The 14,653-nt window shown below is 75.2% G+C and carries 16 protein-coding genes; 1 reads left to right on the plus strand and 15 read right to left on the minus strand.

Translation table 11 applies throughout. The features are described from left to right. Positions 1-46: 46 nt before the first annotated feature. The 15 genes from QPK52_RS03320 to QPK52_RS03390 all read right to left on the minus strand — a co-directional run bounded on the left by QPK52_RS03320 (position 47) and on the right by QPK52_RS03390 (position 13,178). Positions 47-199 carry a hypothetical protein gene (locus QPK52_RS03320; protein WP_410535494.1) on the minus strand — a complete coding sequence of 51 codons (153 nt, stop codon included), beginning with the start codon at positions 197-199 and terminating at the stop codon, positions 47-49. Then, positions 199-471, minus strand: a complete 273-nt coding sequence (locus QPK52_RS03325; protein WP_410535495.1) for a glutaredoxin family protein — start codon at positions 469-471, stop codon at positions 199-201. Before QPK52_RS03325 ends, QPK52_RS03320 begins: the two co-directional genes overlap by 1 nt. 86 nt (positions 472-557) lie before the next feature. Beyond that, positions 558-2,039: an MFS transporter gene (locus tag QPK52_RS03330; protein ID WP_410535496.1), complete on the minus strand. Its 1,482-nt coding sequence runs from the start codon at positions 2,037-2,039 to the stop codon at positions 558-560. A gap of 254 nt (positions 2,040-2,293) precedes the next feature. Next, positions 2,294-3,757 (minus strand): NADH-quinone oxidoreductase subunit N, encoded by a 1,464-nt coding sequence (locus QPK52_RS03335; RefSeq protein WP_410540175.1) that lies wholly within the window; start codon positions 3,755-3,757, stop codon positions 2,294-2,296. Between the two features lie 72 nt (positions 3,758-3,829). Continuing rightward, entirely contained in the window at positions 3,830-5,317 is a 1,488-nt protein-coding gene (locus tag QPK52_RS03340; RefSeq protein ID WP_410535497.1) for a complex I subunit 4 family protein, read from the minus strand. A 2-nt stretch (positions 5,318-5,319) separates the two neighbouring features. Continuing rightward, a complete protein-coding gene (locus QPK52_RS03345; RefSeq protein ID WP_410535498.1) occupies positions 5,320-7,206 on the minus strand; it encodes a proton-conducting transporter membrane subunit in 1,887 nt (628 codons plus the stop codon). Continuing rightward, a complete protein-coding gene (locus QPK52_RS03350) occupies positions 7,203-7,508 on the minus strand; it encodes an NADH-quinone oxidoreductase subunit NuoK (protein ID WP_410535499.1) in 306 nt (101 codons plus the stop codon). Before QPK52_RS03350 ends, QPK52_RS03345 begins: the two co-directional genes overlap by 4 nt. Continuing rightward, positions 7,505-8,146: an NADH-quinone oxidoreductase subunit J gene (locus QPK52_RS03355; RefSeq protein WP_410535500.1), complete on the minus strand. Its 642-nt coding sequence runs from the start codon at positions 8,144-8,146 to the stop codon at positions 7,505-7,507. Before QPK52_RS03355 ends, QPK52_RS03350 begins: the two co-directional genes overlap by 4 nt. Before the next feature lie 6 nt (positions 8,147-8,152). Continuing rightward, the gene (locus QPK52_RS03360) at positions 8,153-9,103 is read right to left on the minus strand and encodes a complex I subunit 1 family protein (RefSeq protein ID WP_410535501.1); all 951 of its coding nucleotides are present in this window, start codon (positions 9,101-9,103) and stop codon (positions 8,153-8,155) included. Continuing rightward, positions 9,100-10,566 (minus strand): hypothetical protein, encoded by a 1,467-nt coding sequence (locus QPK52_RS03365; RefSeq protein ID WP_410535502.1) that lies wholly within the window; start codon positions 10,564-10,566, stop codon positions 9,100-9,102. The genes QPK52_RS03360 and QPK52_RS03365 overlap by 4 nt, the downstream gene beginning before the upstream one ends. Then, positions 10,557-10,907, minus strand: coding sequence for an NADH-quinone oxidoreductase subunit A (locus tag QPK52_RS03370; RefSeq protein WP_410535503.1), 351 nt, complete (start codon positions 10,905-10,907; stop codon positions 10,557-10,559). Before QPK52_RS03370 ends, QPK52_RS03365 begins: the two co-directional genes overlap by 10 nt. A 133-nt stretch (positions 10,908-11,040) precedes the next feature. After that, entirely contained in the window at positions 11,041-11,463 is a 423-nt protein-coding gene (locus tag QPK52_RS03375; protein ID WP_410535504.1) for a hypothetical protein, read from the minus strand. Between the two features lie 180 nt (positions 11,464-11,643). Next, the gene (locus QPK52_RS03380) at positions 11,644-11,775 is read right to left on the minus strand and encodes a hypothetical protein (RefSeq protein ID WP_410535505.1); all 132 of its coding nucleotides are present in this window, start codon (positions 11,773-11,775) and stop codon (positions 11,644-11,646) included. Between the two features lie 123 nt (positions 11,776-11,898). Further along, the gene (locus QPK52_RS03385; RefSeq protein WP_410535506.1) at positions 11,899-12,813 is read right to left on the minus strand and encodes a M56 family metallopeptidase; all 915 of its coding nucleotides are present in this window, start codon (positions 12,811-12,813) and stop codon (positions 11,899-11,901) included. Then, entirely contained in the window at positions 12,810-13,178 is a 369-nt protein-coding gene (locus tag QPK52_RS03390) for a BlaI/MecI/CopY family transcriptional regulator (protein WP_410535507.1), read from the minus strand. Before QPK52_RS03390 ends, QPK52_RS03385 begins: the two co-directional genes overlap by 4 nt. Positions 13,179-13,586: 408 nt before the next feature. Between QPK52_RS03390 and QPK52_RS03395 the strand changes: the two genes are divergently transcribed. Continuing rightward, complete coding sequence (locus QPK52_RS03395) at positions 13,587-14,627, plus strand: NlpC/P60 family protein (protein ID WP_410535508.1); 1,041 nt, start codon at positions 13,587-13,589, stop codon at positions 14,625-14,627. Positions 14,628-14,653 lie beyond the last annotated feature (26 nt).

The raw sequence follows: 14,653 nt of genomic DNA on the forward strand, positions 1-14,653 counted from the left end.
CACGGGTGCGGCCGCCGGCCCGCGCCGTCATCGGCGCCGGATGCGGTCAGGAGGAGCAGCCGTTCCTCCGGACGGGGGCGGGGGACGGGGAGGGTGCCTGCGCTCGGCGTGCCATGGCGGCCAGGAGGCAGGCCAGCAGGCACCGGGTGGCCGGATGGTCCGCCACCCGGCGCAGGTCGGCGGTCGTCCGGGGGATCATCACTCCGTCTCTCCCTTCTGTCCGGGGCCGGGCGGCGCGGCGAGGTGGTCGCGGAGCCGGTCGTCGGTGGGCTCGACGAGGACGGTGCCGTCGGGCATGACGAGGGTGGGAACGCGGCGGGTCCCGCGCTGCAGCCGGTAGACGGCCTTGGCGGCCTTCTTGTCGGCGTCGATGTCGTGGTAGCGGTAGGCGGCGCCCGCGCCGTCGAGCCGGGCCAGTACCTCTTTCACCTGCGGGCACCAGGCGGTGCCGTAGACCTCGATCTGCTGCATCGGGAGCTTCCGGGTCAGGGGCGCCGCCGGGCACGGTGCTTCCGTGTCCGGCGGCGCCGGCGGTCGGTTCGGACAGGGGCGGGGCGTCAGCGGGTTTCCGCCGTACGGGGCTTCTCCTGCTCGGTCCCGGCGGGCTCGGCGGCCGCCTCGGGCGCGGGCGCGGGCGCGGGCGCGGGCGCGGGACGCAGGGTGAGCCAGGCGATGACGGCTCCGGCCGCGGCGATGGCGGCGGCTCCCAGGAAGGCCGCGGAGAAGCCGTCCGTGAGGGCGGCCGGGTTGCCCAGCTCCTGTGCGCCTCGCGAGGCGGCCACCGCGGTCATGGCCGCCAGGCCGAGGGCGGAGCCCACCTGGTAGCTGGTGTTGACGATGCCGGAGGCCAGGCCGCCCTCCTCCGGGCGGGCGCTGGAGACGGCGGTGCCCAGCGAGGGGATGAACGCCAGCGACATACCGCCCGCCGCCACCAGCGAGGCGGGCAGCACATCCGCCCAGAAGGTGCCGTCGGGGCGGGCCAGGGACAGCCAGAACATACCGGCCGCGAGCACCAGCATCCCCGCGACGACCAGCGGGTTGGGCCCGAAGCGGGCGATCAGCCGGGGCGCCAGCACGATCATCATGACCATGATCGCGACCGTCATCGGCAGCAGCGCCGACCCCGCGGCGAACTCCCCCAGCCCCAGTACCTGCTGGAGGTAGAGGTTGAGGAAGAACCACATGGGGATCCAGGCGGCGGCCAGCAGGAGCTGGGCGACGTTGGCGGCGGCCAGGTTGGGGGCGCGCCAGATCCTCAGGGGCATCAGCGGCTCCCTGCGGCGCGCCTGGAGGGCGACGAAGGCGACCAGCAGCAGGGCGCCGGCGCCCAGCACCAGCCAGGTCTGCGCCGCGCCCCAGCCGGTCTCGGGAGCACGGACGATGGCGTAGACGGCGATGGCCAGTCCCGCGGTGACGGCGGTCGCGCCCAGGAAGTCGACGGAGCCGCGGCGGGGCGGGGCGGAAGGCATCAGCGCGGGCGTGAGGGCCAGGACCAGCACGGCGATGGGGATGTTGACGTAGAACACCCACGGCCAGCTGGCGTACTCGGTCAGGACGCCGCCGAGGAAGACGCCGGCGGTGCCGCCCGCCGGGGCCGCGGCCCCGTACAGGGCGAACGCCTTGGTGAGCTCCTTGGGGTTGGCACCGAAGAGCATCATCAGCAGGGTCAGCGCGGCCGGGGCGATCAGAGCGGCGCCGGCGCCCTGCACGGCGCGGCCGGCCAGCTCGACCCACACCTCGCCGGCCAGACCGGCGATCAGCGAGCCGGCGGCCAGTACGGCCCATCCGGCGCTGAAGACGCGCTTGGCCCCGAACAGGTCCGACAGCCGGCCGCCGAGCAGCAGCAGTCCGCCGAAGGCGATGACGTAGGCGTTGAAGACCCAGGAGAGGTTCTCCTGGGAGAAGCCCAGGTCGGCCTGCATCTGCGGCAGGGCCACCCCGATGATCGAGGTGTCCATGATGACCATGAACTGGGCCAGCGCGATCAGCCCGAGCGCCTTCCAGCGACGGGGGTTGGGCGGGGACGGGGCAGAGGACATCACACACTCCTATACGGGAGGGGGGTATACATCCGAGCATCGAAAAGGTACCCCCTAGGGGTATGTGTTGGCCAGTCCGGTCGCAGAAAAGTCCGCTTCGGAGGATGCGAACGGATGAAAAAGCGCCCCCCGGGCGCACCCGCCCCCGGGCAACGGCGGGTCGCCGCCTCCGCGGGGCCCGCCGCGGAGGCGGCCCGTCTCCCGCGCCGCGAAGGCGTCCCCTGCACCGCGGAGCCGTCCCCTCGGCGGCCGCCTCACCGTACGAGGGTGTCGGAGAGGGCTCCGAGCACCCATCCCGCACCCGCGCCGAGCACCAGGGTGGCCGACGCGGCGGCCACCGCCGTGCCCGCCGCCCAGCGCCCGGGCTCGGCGGCGGCCGCCCCCTCCCCCTTCCGCTCCCCGCCCCCACCGGACGCCCAGGTGTCCGGTGGGGGCGGACCGGGACGGCTGATCGACAGGGCCGGCGCGATCCAGCGCAGGTAGTAGAAGAGACTGGCGGCGGTGTTGACGGCGGCGGCGACGGTCAGCCAGGCCATGCCCCCGTCCCAGGTGGCGGAGAAGACCGTCAGCTTGCCCGTGAACACCGCCGTGGGCGGAGTGCCCACCAGGCCCAGGAGGCAGACGGTGAGGGCGGCGGCGAGCAGGGGCCGGCGCCGTCCCAGGCCGCGGTACGCCTCCAGGGTGCGCGAGCCGGGCAGTGCGGCGGCGACGGCGAACGCGCCGAGGTTGGTGACGGCGTAGGCCGCGAGGTAGAGCAGCAGGGAGCGCAGGGCCTCGGCGCGCCCGGCGACGGCGACCGCCATCAGCAGGTAGCCGGCCTGGCTGATGGCGGAGTAGCCCAGCAGCCGCAGCGGATCGGTCTGGGCGAAGGCCGCCAGGTTGCCCAGCGTCATGGTCGCCACCGCCAGGACGGCCAGCAGCGCCCGCCATTCGAGGGCCTGTTCGGGAAGGACGGTGAGCACCCGGTACAGGGCGACCAGCGCGCCGATCTTGGGGACCGTGGTGAGGAACGCGGCGGCCGGCACCGTCGCCCCCGACGCGGCGTCGGGCACCCAGAAGTGGGCGGGGACCGCACCGGCCTTGAACAGCGGGCCGGCCAGCAGCGCCACCGTCCCCACCGCGAGTGCCGCCCCGGGCGCGCCGGGAAGCCCGTCGGCCAGGGCCGCGTAGTCGGTGGCGCCCCCCAGCCCGTACAGGACTGCGGTGCCCAGCAGCATGGTGATGCCCAGCAGCACACCGAGCAGGTAGAGCTTCAGCGCGGCCTCGGCGCCGCGCGCGTCGCGCCCCCAGCCGGCCAGCGCGTACAGCGGGATGGAGGCCAGCAGGTAGGCGACGGCCAGCAGCAGCAGGTCGGACGCGCCCGCCAGGAGCACGGCGCCGAGCGAGCCGAGCAGCACCAGGACGCAGAACTCGGTTTCGCGCCGGTCGCCGCGCACCCGCCCCGAGGCCAGCGCCAGGACGGTCAGGGCCGCGGCGGGGACGATGACGCGGACCGCGTCGGTGGCGCCGTCCAGGGCGTAGGTGCCGGCGTAGGCGGTGCGGTCCTCCCCGGGCGCCGAGAACACCGCGGCGGCCAGGGAGGCCGCGAGCGCGGCGGCGGCCCCGGCGCGGGCGGCCCACTGGCGCCGGCGCGGCAGGAAGGAGCCGGCCAGCAGTGCGGCGACGGCGCCGAGCAGCAGCAGGATCTCCGGGAGGAGTGCCAGCGGATCCTTGTGCATGTCAGCCACCGCCGCCTCCCTGGAGCACCGCGTCCGAGGATCCCGTCCGCTCCATGCCGCTCACCACGCCGCTCACCGGGAGACCAGGCCGACGACCGCGCGGGCGGCTGGTTCGACCGTGTCCAGCAGCCACCGGGGCAGGACGCCGATGAGCAGGGACAGCGCCAGCAGCGGTGCCACGGACAGCAGTTCGGCCGGGCGCAGGTCCGCGTCGACCGGCTTCGGTTCGCGCCGGGCCCCGAGGAGGAGCCGGTGCAGCGCCCGCAGGAACAGTCCGGCGGTGACCAGGATGCCCAGCAGGGCCAGGGCGGTGGCCACCGGTACGGCCCCCAGGCTCCCGGCGAAGATCTGGAACTCGGCGACGAAGCCGCTGAAGCCGGGCAGGCCCAGGCCCGCGAAGGCCGCTACGGCCGTCAGCGCGGCGAACCGCGGCATGGGTCCGGCCAGCCCGCCCCAGGCGTCCATCTCGTAGGTGCCGCCGCGGTCCATCAGAACCCCGGCCAGCAGGAACAGGGCCCCGGTGATCAGTCCGTGACTGACCATCTGGACGACCGCGCCGGTGACGGCGGTGGAGCGGGCCTGCTCGTCGGTGCCGGCGATGAACCCGGCCGCGCCCAGGGCCAGCAGGACGTAGCCCATGTGGTTGACGCTGGTGTAGGCGACCATCCGTTTGAAGCTGCTCTGCGCCAGGGCGACCAGGGCCCCGTAGAGGGCGGAGACGACGCCGACCGCGACGAGGACCATCGCGTGGGCGCGCCAGTCCTCCGGCAGGATCGGCATGGCGATGCGCACGAATCCGTAGGTGCCCATCTTCAGCAGGACCGCCGCCAGGACGGCGGATCCGGCGGCGGGTGCGTCGGTGTGGGCCGGGGGCAGCCAGGTGTGGAAGGGGAAGGTGGGTGTCTTGACCGCCAGGCCGACCGCGATGGCCAGCAGCACCAGCGGGCCCGCCGCTCCGCTGCCCTGGAGCGGCGGGTCGGCGGTCAGTTCGGTGATGTCGAAGGTGTGCGGGTCGGAGGCCGCGTACAGGCCGATGAAGCCCAGCAGCAGCGCGAGGGAGCCGACGAAGGTGTAGAGGAAGAACTTCAGCGCCGACCGGGCGGCCTGCTCCCCGTGGCCCCAGCCGGCGATGACGAGGTACATCCCGACGATGGACAGGTCGAAGAAGAGGAAGAACAGGATCAGGTCCAGGGCGGCGAACAGGCCCAGGCAGGTGGTCTGGAGGGCCAGGAAGAGCGCGGCGAAGCGGCGGATGTCGCGCCGGCCGCGCAGCGAGTACACCGCGCAGGCGAGGAAGACGGTCGCGGTCAGGGCGAGCAGCGGCAGGGAGAGCCCGTCGACGCCGATGTGGTAGCCCGCGCCCGCGCCGGGGATCCACGGCCGGTCGGTCTCATGGCCGATGCCCGGACCGCCGTACGTCGCCCACAGCACGGCCACCAGCGCCAGGTCCGCTCCCGAGACCGCCACCCACAGCCACCGCACGGCCGCGTCGGGCAGACCGCGCCAGGCCAGCAGGCCGAGGGCGGCGGCCAGCGGGAGGAAGACGGTCAGCGAGAGCATGCTCACCTCAGCAGCAGGAGCAGGACGGCGGCCGCGGTCAGCAGGACCAGGGCCTGGGCGTAGTACTGGTGGAGCCGCCCGGTCTGCGGGCGGCGCGCCAGCTCGCCCAGGTACCGGGCGCCGTCGGCGACGCCCCGGACGGCCCGGTCCACTCCCGAGCGGTCGGCGGCGGACGCCCAGGAGGCCAGGCGCCGCACCGCGGTGGCGGTACCGGTGGCGGCGCGGTCCAGGTCCTCGTCGTCGAACCGGGCCAGCGCCCGGCCGAGGGCGAGGACCGGCCGTACGGCGACGGTGTGCGCGGCCGTCTCCAGGTGCAGCCAGGCGCGGGCCCAGGACGGCTCCGGCAGCCGGGGCGCCAGGGCAGCCGCGAACGCGGTCGCGGCCAGGGCGAGGACGGCGGTGGCGGCCATGGTGGCCGCGCCGGCCGACGGTTCGCCGGGCACCCCGGCCGCCTGCTTCAGCTCTCCGGTCAGCGGCGGCAGGGCCAGGGCGCCCAGAACGGCGGCTCCGGCGGCGAGAACCGCCAGTGGGACGCTCCGGAGCGGTCCGGAGGTCCCCTCCTCCGGCTCCCGTACCGCCGTGCCGGAAGGCCCGGGAGCCAGCAGCAGGCCGAGCGCCTTCCCGGCGTAGAGGGCGGACAGGACGGCGGCGGCCAGCGCCACCCCGTACAGGGCCGGGGACTCCACCGCGGCCAGGATCTCGTCCTTGGTGGCCCACAGCGACAGCGGCGGTACCCCGGCCAGGGCGAGCGCGCCCACCGCGAACGGCAGGCCGGCCGCCCGGTCCCGGCGGGCGGCCCCGCGCAGGGCGCCCAGGTCATCGGTGCCCAGCGCCGCCAGCCACACCCCGGCGGTCAGGAAGAGCAGCGACTTGACGGCCGCGTGGGCGACGAGGTGGGCGGTGCCGCCCGCGACGCTCCCGGCTCCGGCGGCCAGCACGACGAAGCCGAGCTGGGCGGCGGTGGACGCGGCCAGGAGCTGTTTGAGGTCCCGCTGGGCCAGGGCGACCGCGCCCAGCGCGAGCGCGGTGAGCGCACCGCCCCAGGCGGCGGCCGCCGCCGCCCAGCCGGCGGACTCCAGCAGCGGGCGCAGCCGCAGCAGCAGGTAGCCGCCCATGGCGACCATGGCGGCCGAGTGCAGCAGGGCGCTGACCGGACTCGGGCCGAGCATCGCCCTGGACAGCCAGAAGGAGAAGGGGAGTTGGGCGGCCTTGCCGAAGGCGGCCAGCAGCACCCCGGCGGCGGCCAGGTGCAGCCGGGGGCCGTCCAGCGCCGGCAGGGCGTCCAGGGCGAACCGGTCGGCGGCCGCGGTTCCCGCGGCGAGGGCCGCGCCGGCCGCCAGGTACAGCCCGAGGTCGCCCGCGCGGGTGGTGAGGAAGGCGGTCGTCCCGGCCGCCGCGGGGGCGTCCTCGCGCCAGCGGAAGGCGATCAGGGCGTAGGAGGCGGCCCCCATGACCTCCCAGGCCAGCAGCAGTGCGGTCAGGGTGGTGGCGGTGGCGGTGGCCATGACGGCGGCGACGAACAGCAGCATCAGGCCGAAGAACCGGGGCCGCTCGGCGCGGATGCCGGCCGCGGCGAAGAGCAGGACGAGCAGACCGACCGCCGCCACCGCCACGATCACCGCGGCCGACAGCCCGTCCACCGCGAGCTCCAGCGGCCCGCCCGCCACGAAGCCGGCCCGCGCGGTGGGCCGGACGAGGGCGGCGGCGACCGCCAGGAGGAGGGTGGCCGCCGCGACGGCCACCGCGACGGCGGGCGCGGCGAGGCCCGTGCCGCCGGGCCGGTCGTACGTCCCGGCGGTGCGGCGTCCGCCGCCGGACAGGGCGAGGACGCCCCCGGCCGCGGCGGGCAGCAGCACCAGGGACCACAGCAGCGCGCTCGTCCCGCTCACCGCTTCAGCTCCGCGGCCATGTCGGTCATGTCGGCGTCCTTGGCGCGGAACAGCAGTGTCACCACGGCGAAGCCCATGGCCATGTCCACGGTCATGGCCGCGATGACCACCAGCACCAGGACCTGTCCGTCCGGGACCGCCGGGGCGAGGAAGTACCAGAAGGCGGCCGCCGCCACGATGACGCCGTTGACCATCAGCTCCAGGCCCATCATCACCATCACCACGGACCGCTGGCTCAGCGCCCCGTACATCCCGACGGCGAACAGGGCCGAGGCCAGCAGCAGGAACAGCTCCAGCGTCATGTGCCGCTCCCCTCCGGCCGGGGGGCGGCGTGCGCGTCGGGTCCGCCGTGACCGGCATGGCCGCCGTGACCGCCGCCGTGACCGCCGTGACCGCTGCGCGGGCCACGGCCCTCGCGGTGCCCGTGCTCCGCGCCCTCGTCGTCGCCGTACCGGCCGCGGGCGACGGCCAGTACGAGGGCCGCCACGATGGTGGTGAACAGCACCGCGCTGACACCGATCATCACCAGCATCTTCGAGCCCATGATCGCTTCACCCGCCGCACGGGTCGGATCCGCCGGTGCGGCGCCCGGCCGGTCGGGCCAGGGCACGAGCAGCGCGAGGGCGGCCAGGGCCAGGAAGACCCCGCCGGAGACGGCCGGCGCCGCGCGCTTGCCGTGCAGCATCGACATCGGCACGAAACCGGCCGGGTTCATCATGAACATGATCATGAAGACGGCCATGATCGCCATCTCCATCACCATCATCAGCACCGTCACCACACCGAGATAGGCCAGGTCCAGCAGCAGGAGCGAAACGCCGACCGCGACGAACGACAGGGCCAGGGCATAGGTGGCCCGGGCCATGGAGTCCACCACGAACACCGCGGCCCCCGAGGCGACGGCCACCACGGCCAGCACACAGAACAGCGCGGTCTGCACCCCGCCTCACCCCTCCGCCACCATGACGGCGGCCACCACCAGGACCTGCAGCAGCACCGCCGGAAGCGCCACCAGCCAGCCGATCCGGACGATCCGCTCGGGGCGCAGCACCGGCAGCCGGCGGTGGAGCACCACCAGCACCGCGAGGACGGCCAGCGTCTTGAGCAGCGACCACAGCCAGCCCGGCAGCCACGGCCCCGCGCCTCCGCCCAGGAAAAGCGCGACCGCCATCCCCGAACCCGCCGCCAGCAGCGCGTACCGCCCGGCCAGCAACAGCAGCCGGTCCACCCCGGCCGCCTCCGCGAGCACGCCCCCGGCCGCGTCACGCCCCACCGGGGAGGAGAACGGCCCCCACGCCCCGAAGGCGGCCACGGCCCCCAGGAACACCACGAACGCCACCGGCATCCACACCACGAACCACAGCCCCTGCTGGGCTTGGACCACCTCGCCCACCCGCAGGCTCTCCGCCGCCACCGCGGGCGCGGTCAGCGCGAACATCAACGGCAGTTCGTAGCCGAGCGCCTGGGCGACGAACCGGTAGCCGCCGACCAGCGGATACACGCTGTTCGGTCCCCAGCCCGCCAGCCACAGGGCCGCCCACAGGGTGACGTCCACCGCGTTGAACCACACGACGCCCACCGGCAGGTCGGCCACCACCGTCCCGCCCACGGGCACCACCGCCGCCATCAGCAGGGCCGCCACCAGCGGCCCCGCCGTGCCGATCCGCCACAGCAGCCGGTCCGGTTCCACCGTGGTCCGGCCGCGCTGCCGCATCAGCCGTGCCGCCTCCGCCGGCGGGCGGCTCCACCGGCGGCCGCGTACGGCCTGTGCCGTGCCGCCCGCGCCGACCCCGGTCGTGTCGAGGACGGAGTCGAGTACGGCGGCTGCCAGCGCCAGCGCCAGCAGCACCCCGGCCGCGGGCACCACCGCCCACACCGGCGCTCCGGTGACGGTCACCGCCCACCGCCTCCGCCGCCGTGGCCGCCTTCTCCGTGGCCGTCCCCGTGCCCGTGACCCTCTCCACCCTCTCCGCGGCCCCGGCGCTGCCCGTGGTCCGGGGGCTCTCCGCGGTCCCGGTTTCCTTGGTGGCCTTGGTGGCCCTCGTGCCCGCCGTGGCCGTGGCGGCCTTGGTGCGGCTCCTCCCCCGCCCCCTCCTCCCGCGCCCCGTCCGGCTCCGGTCCGGCCGCCAGTTCGTCCGGATCGGGGTCGAGGCTGGCCACCAGCAGCCGTGCGGAGGACAGTTCCAGACCCGGCGCCAGCTCGACGGCCGCGTCCAACAGGCCGCGCGAGGGCGGGGAGCCGTCCGGGGCCCGGCCGCCGCGCGGGCCGCCCTCGGGCACCTCCTGACCCGCCAGCGCCTCCTCCGCCTCGGTCAGCCACCGCAGCCAGCGCGCGGTCGCGTCGTGGGGCGGCCGGGCCCGTACGGCGGGACCGCTCACGCCCAGCCGCACCGCGTCGGCCGGGGTGAGCACGCCGACGCCGTCCGTCGCCCACCGCAGCGTGCGCGAACGCTCCACCCGCCGCCGCCACGTCCCGAAGTCGGCGTGGACCGCGTCCGCCGGCTCGCCCGCGAGCAGCCGGTCGCGCAGCCGGCGGGCCCCGGCCGCGGCGGCCTCCCAGCCCGCCACCGTGAGCAGCCGCCCCAGCGAGTCCAGGTGGCAGGCGGCCGTACGGGGCCCGGGGGCGGCGTGGTGATCGCCGTCGGCCCGCCAGAACGGCGGAGGACACGGACCCGCGGAGGGAAGCACCCGCCCCTCGGCCCGCTGCACGACGTCTCCCTGCAGGACGGTGTCGATGACGAGTCCGGCCGGCCAGCCCGGCAGCACCGGCCCCAGCGGTACGCGCAGCACGTCCAGCCTCAACCCGTCCCGGTCCTCGGCCCGCTCGGCCGCCGTCAGCCCGCCGGGCATCCGCATTCCGCCGTGGCCGCCGTGGTCACCGTGGCCGCCTCCGTGGTCACCACCGTGTCCTTGGTGGCCGTCGTGCCCACGGCCCCCGTACTCACCGTGCCCGTCCTCCCCCGCCCCTCCGCTCCCTCCCCCGTCCCGCCCCCACTCGTCGTCCCGCCGCGCCGCCTCCGTCTCCTGCCCGGGACCGGCGAGGGCGGGCAGGAGTCCGCGCAGCACCGCGTCGGCGTCCTGCGGCCGCCTCGCCTCCCCCCGCGCCCGCGGCCCCGGCATCTGCCCCCACAGCACATCGGCGGCGTCCGACAGCTCCCTCCCCGGCTCTCCCGCGACGAGCAGGACGTCCGCCTGTGCCGGCGAGTCCGCCGGCTTCCCCCCGAGCCCGGCGACGGCCGCCTCGGCCGCGAGCCGTACGGCCGTGGCCCCGGGGCACGTCACCAGCAGGACGCGGGGCCTGCCCGCGGCGGGTGCGGCCAGACGCTCCGCCAGGTTCCGCAGCGCGGTGCTCAGGCCCACCGCAGGGCCCCCTCGCGCCAGGCGTACAGCACCCCGCACATCAGCAGGCCGAGGAAGACGAACATCTCCACAACCGCCGCCGCGCCCATGTCGGCGACCACGACCGCCCAGGGGTACATGAAGAGCATCTCGACGTCGAAGGCGAGGAACAGCAGCGTCAGCGCGTACCAGCGGGCGTGGAAGCGCGACAGCGCGTGCTCGTCGGGGACGTTCCCGGAAAGGAGGGGCGCGGCGAGCAGCGGCTGGGCGCGAACGGCCGTCAGCCGGTGCAGCAGGCGCAGTGCGGCGACCGCGCCGGCCGCGAGCAGCAGCATCGCCCCGAGATCCAGGAACTCGCGCATGTTCCCCTCGCCCAACGTAGGTACGTCCGTCCGGAGTCGTCCGCCCCGGCTCGCACGGGGTCCGCCGCCTGCCGGTGCTCCGGGAGGAGTGGTTCATTCGGTACGGCGGCCGGCCGTGCGGGAACCGGTGGTGTCAGCGGGTCTGACCGGACAGCCAGGTGCGGAAGTCCACGATCTGCATCTCCTGGCTGTTGATGCCCGAGGCCGCCGTGGCCTTCAGCTGGGAGTGGTTGGCCTCGATGTCGAACCGCTCGCCCGCCGGCGCCTTCAGCGGTTCGGCGGTCATGTGCCGCACTTCCCTCTCCATGGCCGCGATCTCCTGCCGCGCCTCCTGGGAGACCTGCCGCCGGGCCAGCGTCTCCCCGAACCGGTACGCCACGGGGGAGGCCGGCAGCGGCTGGATGTGGGCGGTCTTCCTCTGCTCCGCGGTCGTGGCTCCGGCGGGGACCTGGACGGGGGCGCCCCAGGCGGTGGCCGCGGGCGCGGTCGCGAGGGCCAGGGCGGCGAGGGCGGCGAGGGCGGCCACGGTGCCGCGGCGGGCGATCGAGGTGTTCATGGGGTTCCTTCTGGGAGGATTCGCCGACGGAGGGGCTGCACGGCCGGCGGACAGCCGCGCGATCCCTTTGTCACGACGGCCCTCGGCAATCCCCTCGGCTCCCCCGATCGCCCGTTCGGCCCCCGTACTCCACCGGACCGGCCGGTGGCGGGGCTCCTCCCGCTACTCGCGGCGGCCCGGTCAGGACTTCGCGGAGGGGCCGGAGGAGGGCAGGACCGCCGCGGTGATGACCGGCACCCAGGGCAAGATCGTCCCGGTCGGCGTCGCGAACCGCTCCCAGCCGCCGGCACCGTGGCCGGTCCAGAACGTCATCGTCCGTCACCTCCCGGACCGGCCGGAACAGGCACCGCGCCCGCTCCGGCGTTCCGCCCGCTGCCGGCACGCCTCCACGCCGACCGCGGCGCGGGGGCCGGTGGTCCCCGCCGCCGTGCCCGGTCAGCCCATGACCGGGCCGCAGGCGATGAGCAGCGGCAGCAGCATGGCCCCGAGGGAACCGGCGGCGATACCGAGCCGTGTCGCGCGGTGCGGCTGCGCTTCGGGGGTGAGGAGCCTGCACAGGCGGACCGCCGCGCCGGCTCCTCCCGCGCCGAAGGCCGCCCGGGGCGTCTGGCCCGCCGCCACCTCGTACATGGCGGCCGCCAGGGTCTCCCGGGAGTGGTGGCGCAGTGCCCGGTCGTCCGCGGTCATCTCCAGCAGCAGGGCGGTCTGCTCCCGCGCGTGCCGGGCGAGCGGGAGTCTCGGGAAGGTCCGCTCGAACGCCTCCGCCACCGCGTGGCAGAGGTGGTGCCGCCCGGCGATGTGGGCCCGCTCGTGCGCGAGCACCGCCTGGAGCTGTTCCCGGGAGAGCGCCCTGATCGCCCCTCGGGTGACGACCACCCGGCGGGACCGCCCTGGCAGGCAGTAGACGGCCGGGGTGTCGTGGTCGACGATCACCGCGTCGTACTCGGAGGACGGGCGGCCGAGCACCGCGAGCAGGTCCAGATGGCGGCGCTGGGCGCGGCGGGTGCGCCACACCGTGCGCAGGAACCAGCCCGCCGGGAGCAGCACGACGAGGGCGGGCGGCAGAAGGGCGGCGGGACCGGCCGCGGTGTGCGACGCCGGACCGAAGGCCGCGGGGAACAGGCCGCAGGCGGTGAGCAGGCCGACCAGCCCGTCGTGCACGTGCTCCTCCCGCAGCGCCACGTGGTAGAGGGCCAGCGCGACGGTCACGGTGAACGTCGCCATCAGCCCGTACCAGACGAGAACCGCCAGCCGCGGCGCGCGGTGCGTCCAGCGCGCCCTGGCCAGCGCGTACGGGGCGACGGCACCCACCAGCAGGGCGTATCCGGCGAGGGCCAGGGCCGCTGTCACGTCCCGCTCCCCCGCTTCGCCGCACGCAGGGCCGAGCGCAGTGCCTCCACCTCGTCCGCGGACATCCGCTCGACGAAGCTGAGGAGCGCGCCGGCGGGGTCGGGATTGTCGCCCAGCGCTTCCCGCATCAGCGACGCGGTGTACTGCTGGCGGGTGCAGGTCGGCTCGTACAGCCAGGCCCGTCCCTGCTTCTCGCGGCGGAGCAGGCCCTTGCGGTGCAGGATCTCCGCGACGGTCTTGACCGTGCTGTAGGCGATGGAACGGGTCCTGCCCAGGTCCACGAGGACGTCCCGCGCCGTGGCCGGGCGCCCCCAGGTCCACAGGCGGTTCATGATCTCCGCCTCCAGTTCGCCCAGCGGTCGCACGAACGCTCCCCTCGCCACCGGATCTCCAGCACCGCCGAACCGGCGCCGGTCCATCGTAGTGGCCGGTCGGGTCGCGGCCACTCGTCTTGCGCGGAGCCCCCGCCGGGACGGCATCCGCTAAGCGCCATAGCCCAAGAGTGCGGCACCGACGCCCGAAGGCCTCGCACGGGTTCGGCGGTACCAGGGACGGACCGGCCGTCCCGCGCGCCCGCACGGCCGCCGTACACCCCGGGGGACCTCGATTGAAGCTAAGCCGATTAGCTGGTTAGTATCCGTGCCCGAACCTTCGCACGGTCGGCCGTCCATCCGGGGCGGCGGCGAAGGCACCGCCGAGTCCGCAGCGGAACACGCGGAACCGGGCCGCCTCCCGTGCCCGGCAGGCGGCCGAGGAAGAAGGAGCTCGCCTCCGTGGCGTCCCACCGTCGTCCCAAGCAACCAGGCCACGCCTACACGACCGTGCTCACCACCGCCGCCGCCGCCGCGGTCGCCCTCACCACGCAGACGGCCCACGCCGATCCCCTGCCGGATCCGAACAAGAAGGGCGTCAAGGCCGAGGTCGACCGGCTCTACGAGCAGGCCACGCAGGCCACCGAGAAGTACAACGCCGCCAAGGAGAAGCAGGACAGGCTCCAGAAGCAGGTCGACGACCTGCAGGACAGCGTGGCACTCGGCCAGGACGAGCTCAACGACCTCAGGGACAGCCTGGGCACGCTGGCCACCGCGCAGTACCGCAGCGGCGGGCTGGACCCCTCCGTGCAGCTGTTCCTCTCCTCCGACCCCGACGACTACCTGGCCAAGGCCGCCGTCCTGGACCAGATCGGCGGCCGGCAGCTCAACACGCTCCGGAAGATCCAGGCCAAGCAGCGCACGCTCGAGCAGAAGCGCGAGGAGGCCTCGGAGAAGCTCGGCGACCTCCAGGACGCCCGCGAGGAGCTGAAGGACAAGAAGAAGGAGATCCAGGCCAAGCTCGCCAAGGCGCAGAAGCTCCTCAACACCCTGACCGCCAAGGAGCGCGCGAGGATCGCCGCCGAGGAGGAGCGGGCCAACCGCGCCAGCCAGCGGGTCGATCTGGGCAGCCAGGCCAGCGCGTCGCAGCGCGCCGCCGCGGCCTTCTCCGCGGCGAAGTCCAGGGTCGGCATGCCGTACGTCTGGGGCGCCACCGGCCCGAACTCCTTCGACTGCTCGGGCCTGACCTCCTGGGCCTTCGCCCAGGCGGGCGTCTCCATCCCCCGGACCTCCCAGGCCCAGGCCAGCGCGGGCACCCGGATCAACTCCATGGGCGATCTGCGGCCGGGCGACCTCGTCATCATGCGCACCGACCTCAGCCATGTCGGCTTCTACGCGGGCAACGGGCAGATCCTCCACGCCCCCAAGCCCGGTGCCGTGGTGCGCTACGAGGCGATCAGCACCAGCGGCATGCCCTTCATGTGGGGCGTGCGCATCGGCTGACACCGGCCGTCGAGGATCCGCAGGGG

The sequence above is a fragment of the Streptomyces sp. KL2 genome (assembly GCF_046529545.1).
In the GTDB taxonomy this organism is placed as follows: domain Bacteria; phylum Actinomycetota; class Actinomycetes; order Streptomycetales; family Streptomycetaceae; genus Streptomyces; species Streptomyces radiopugnans.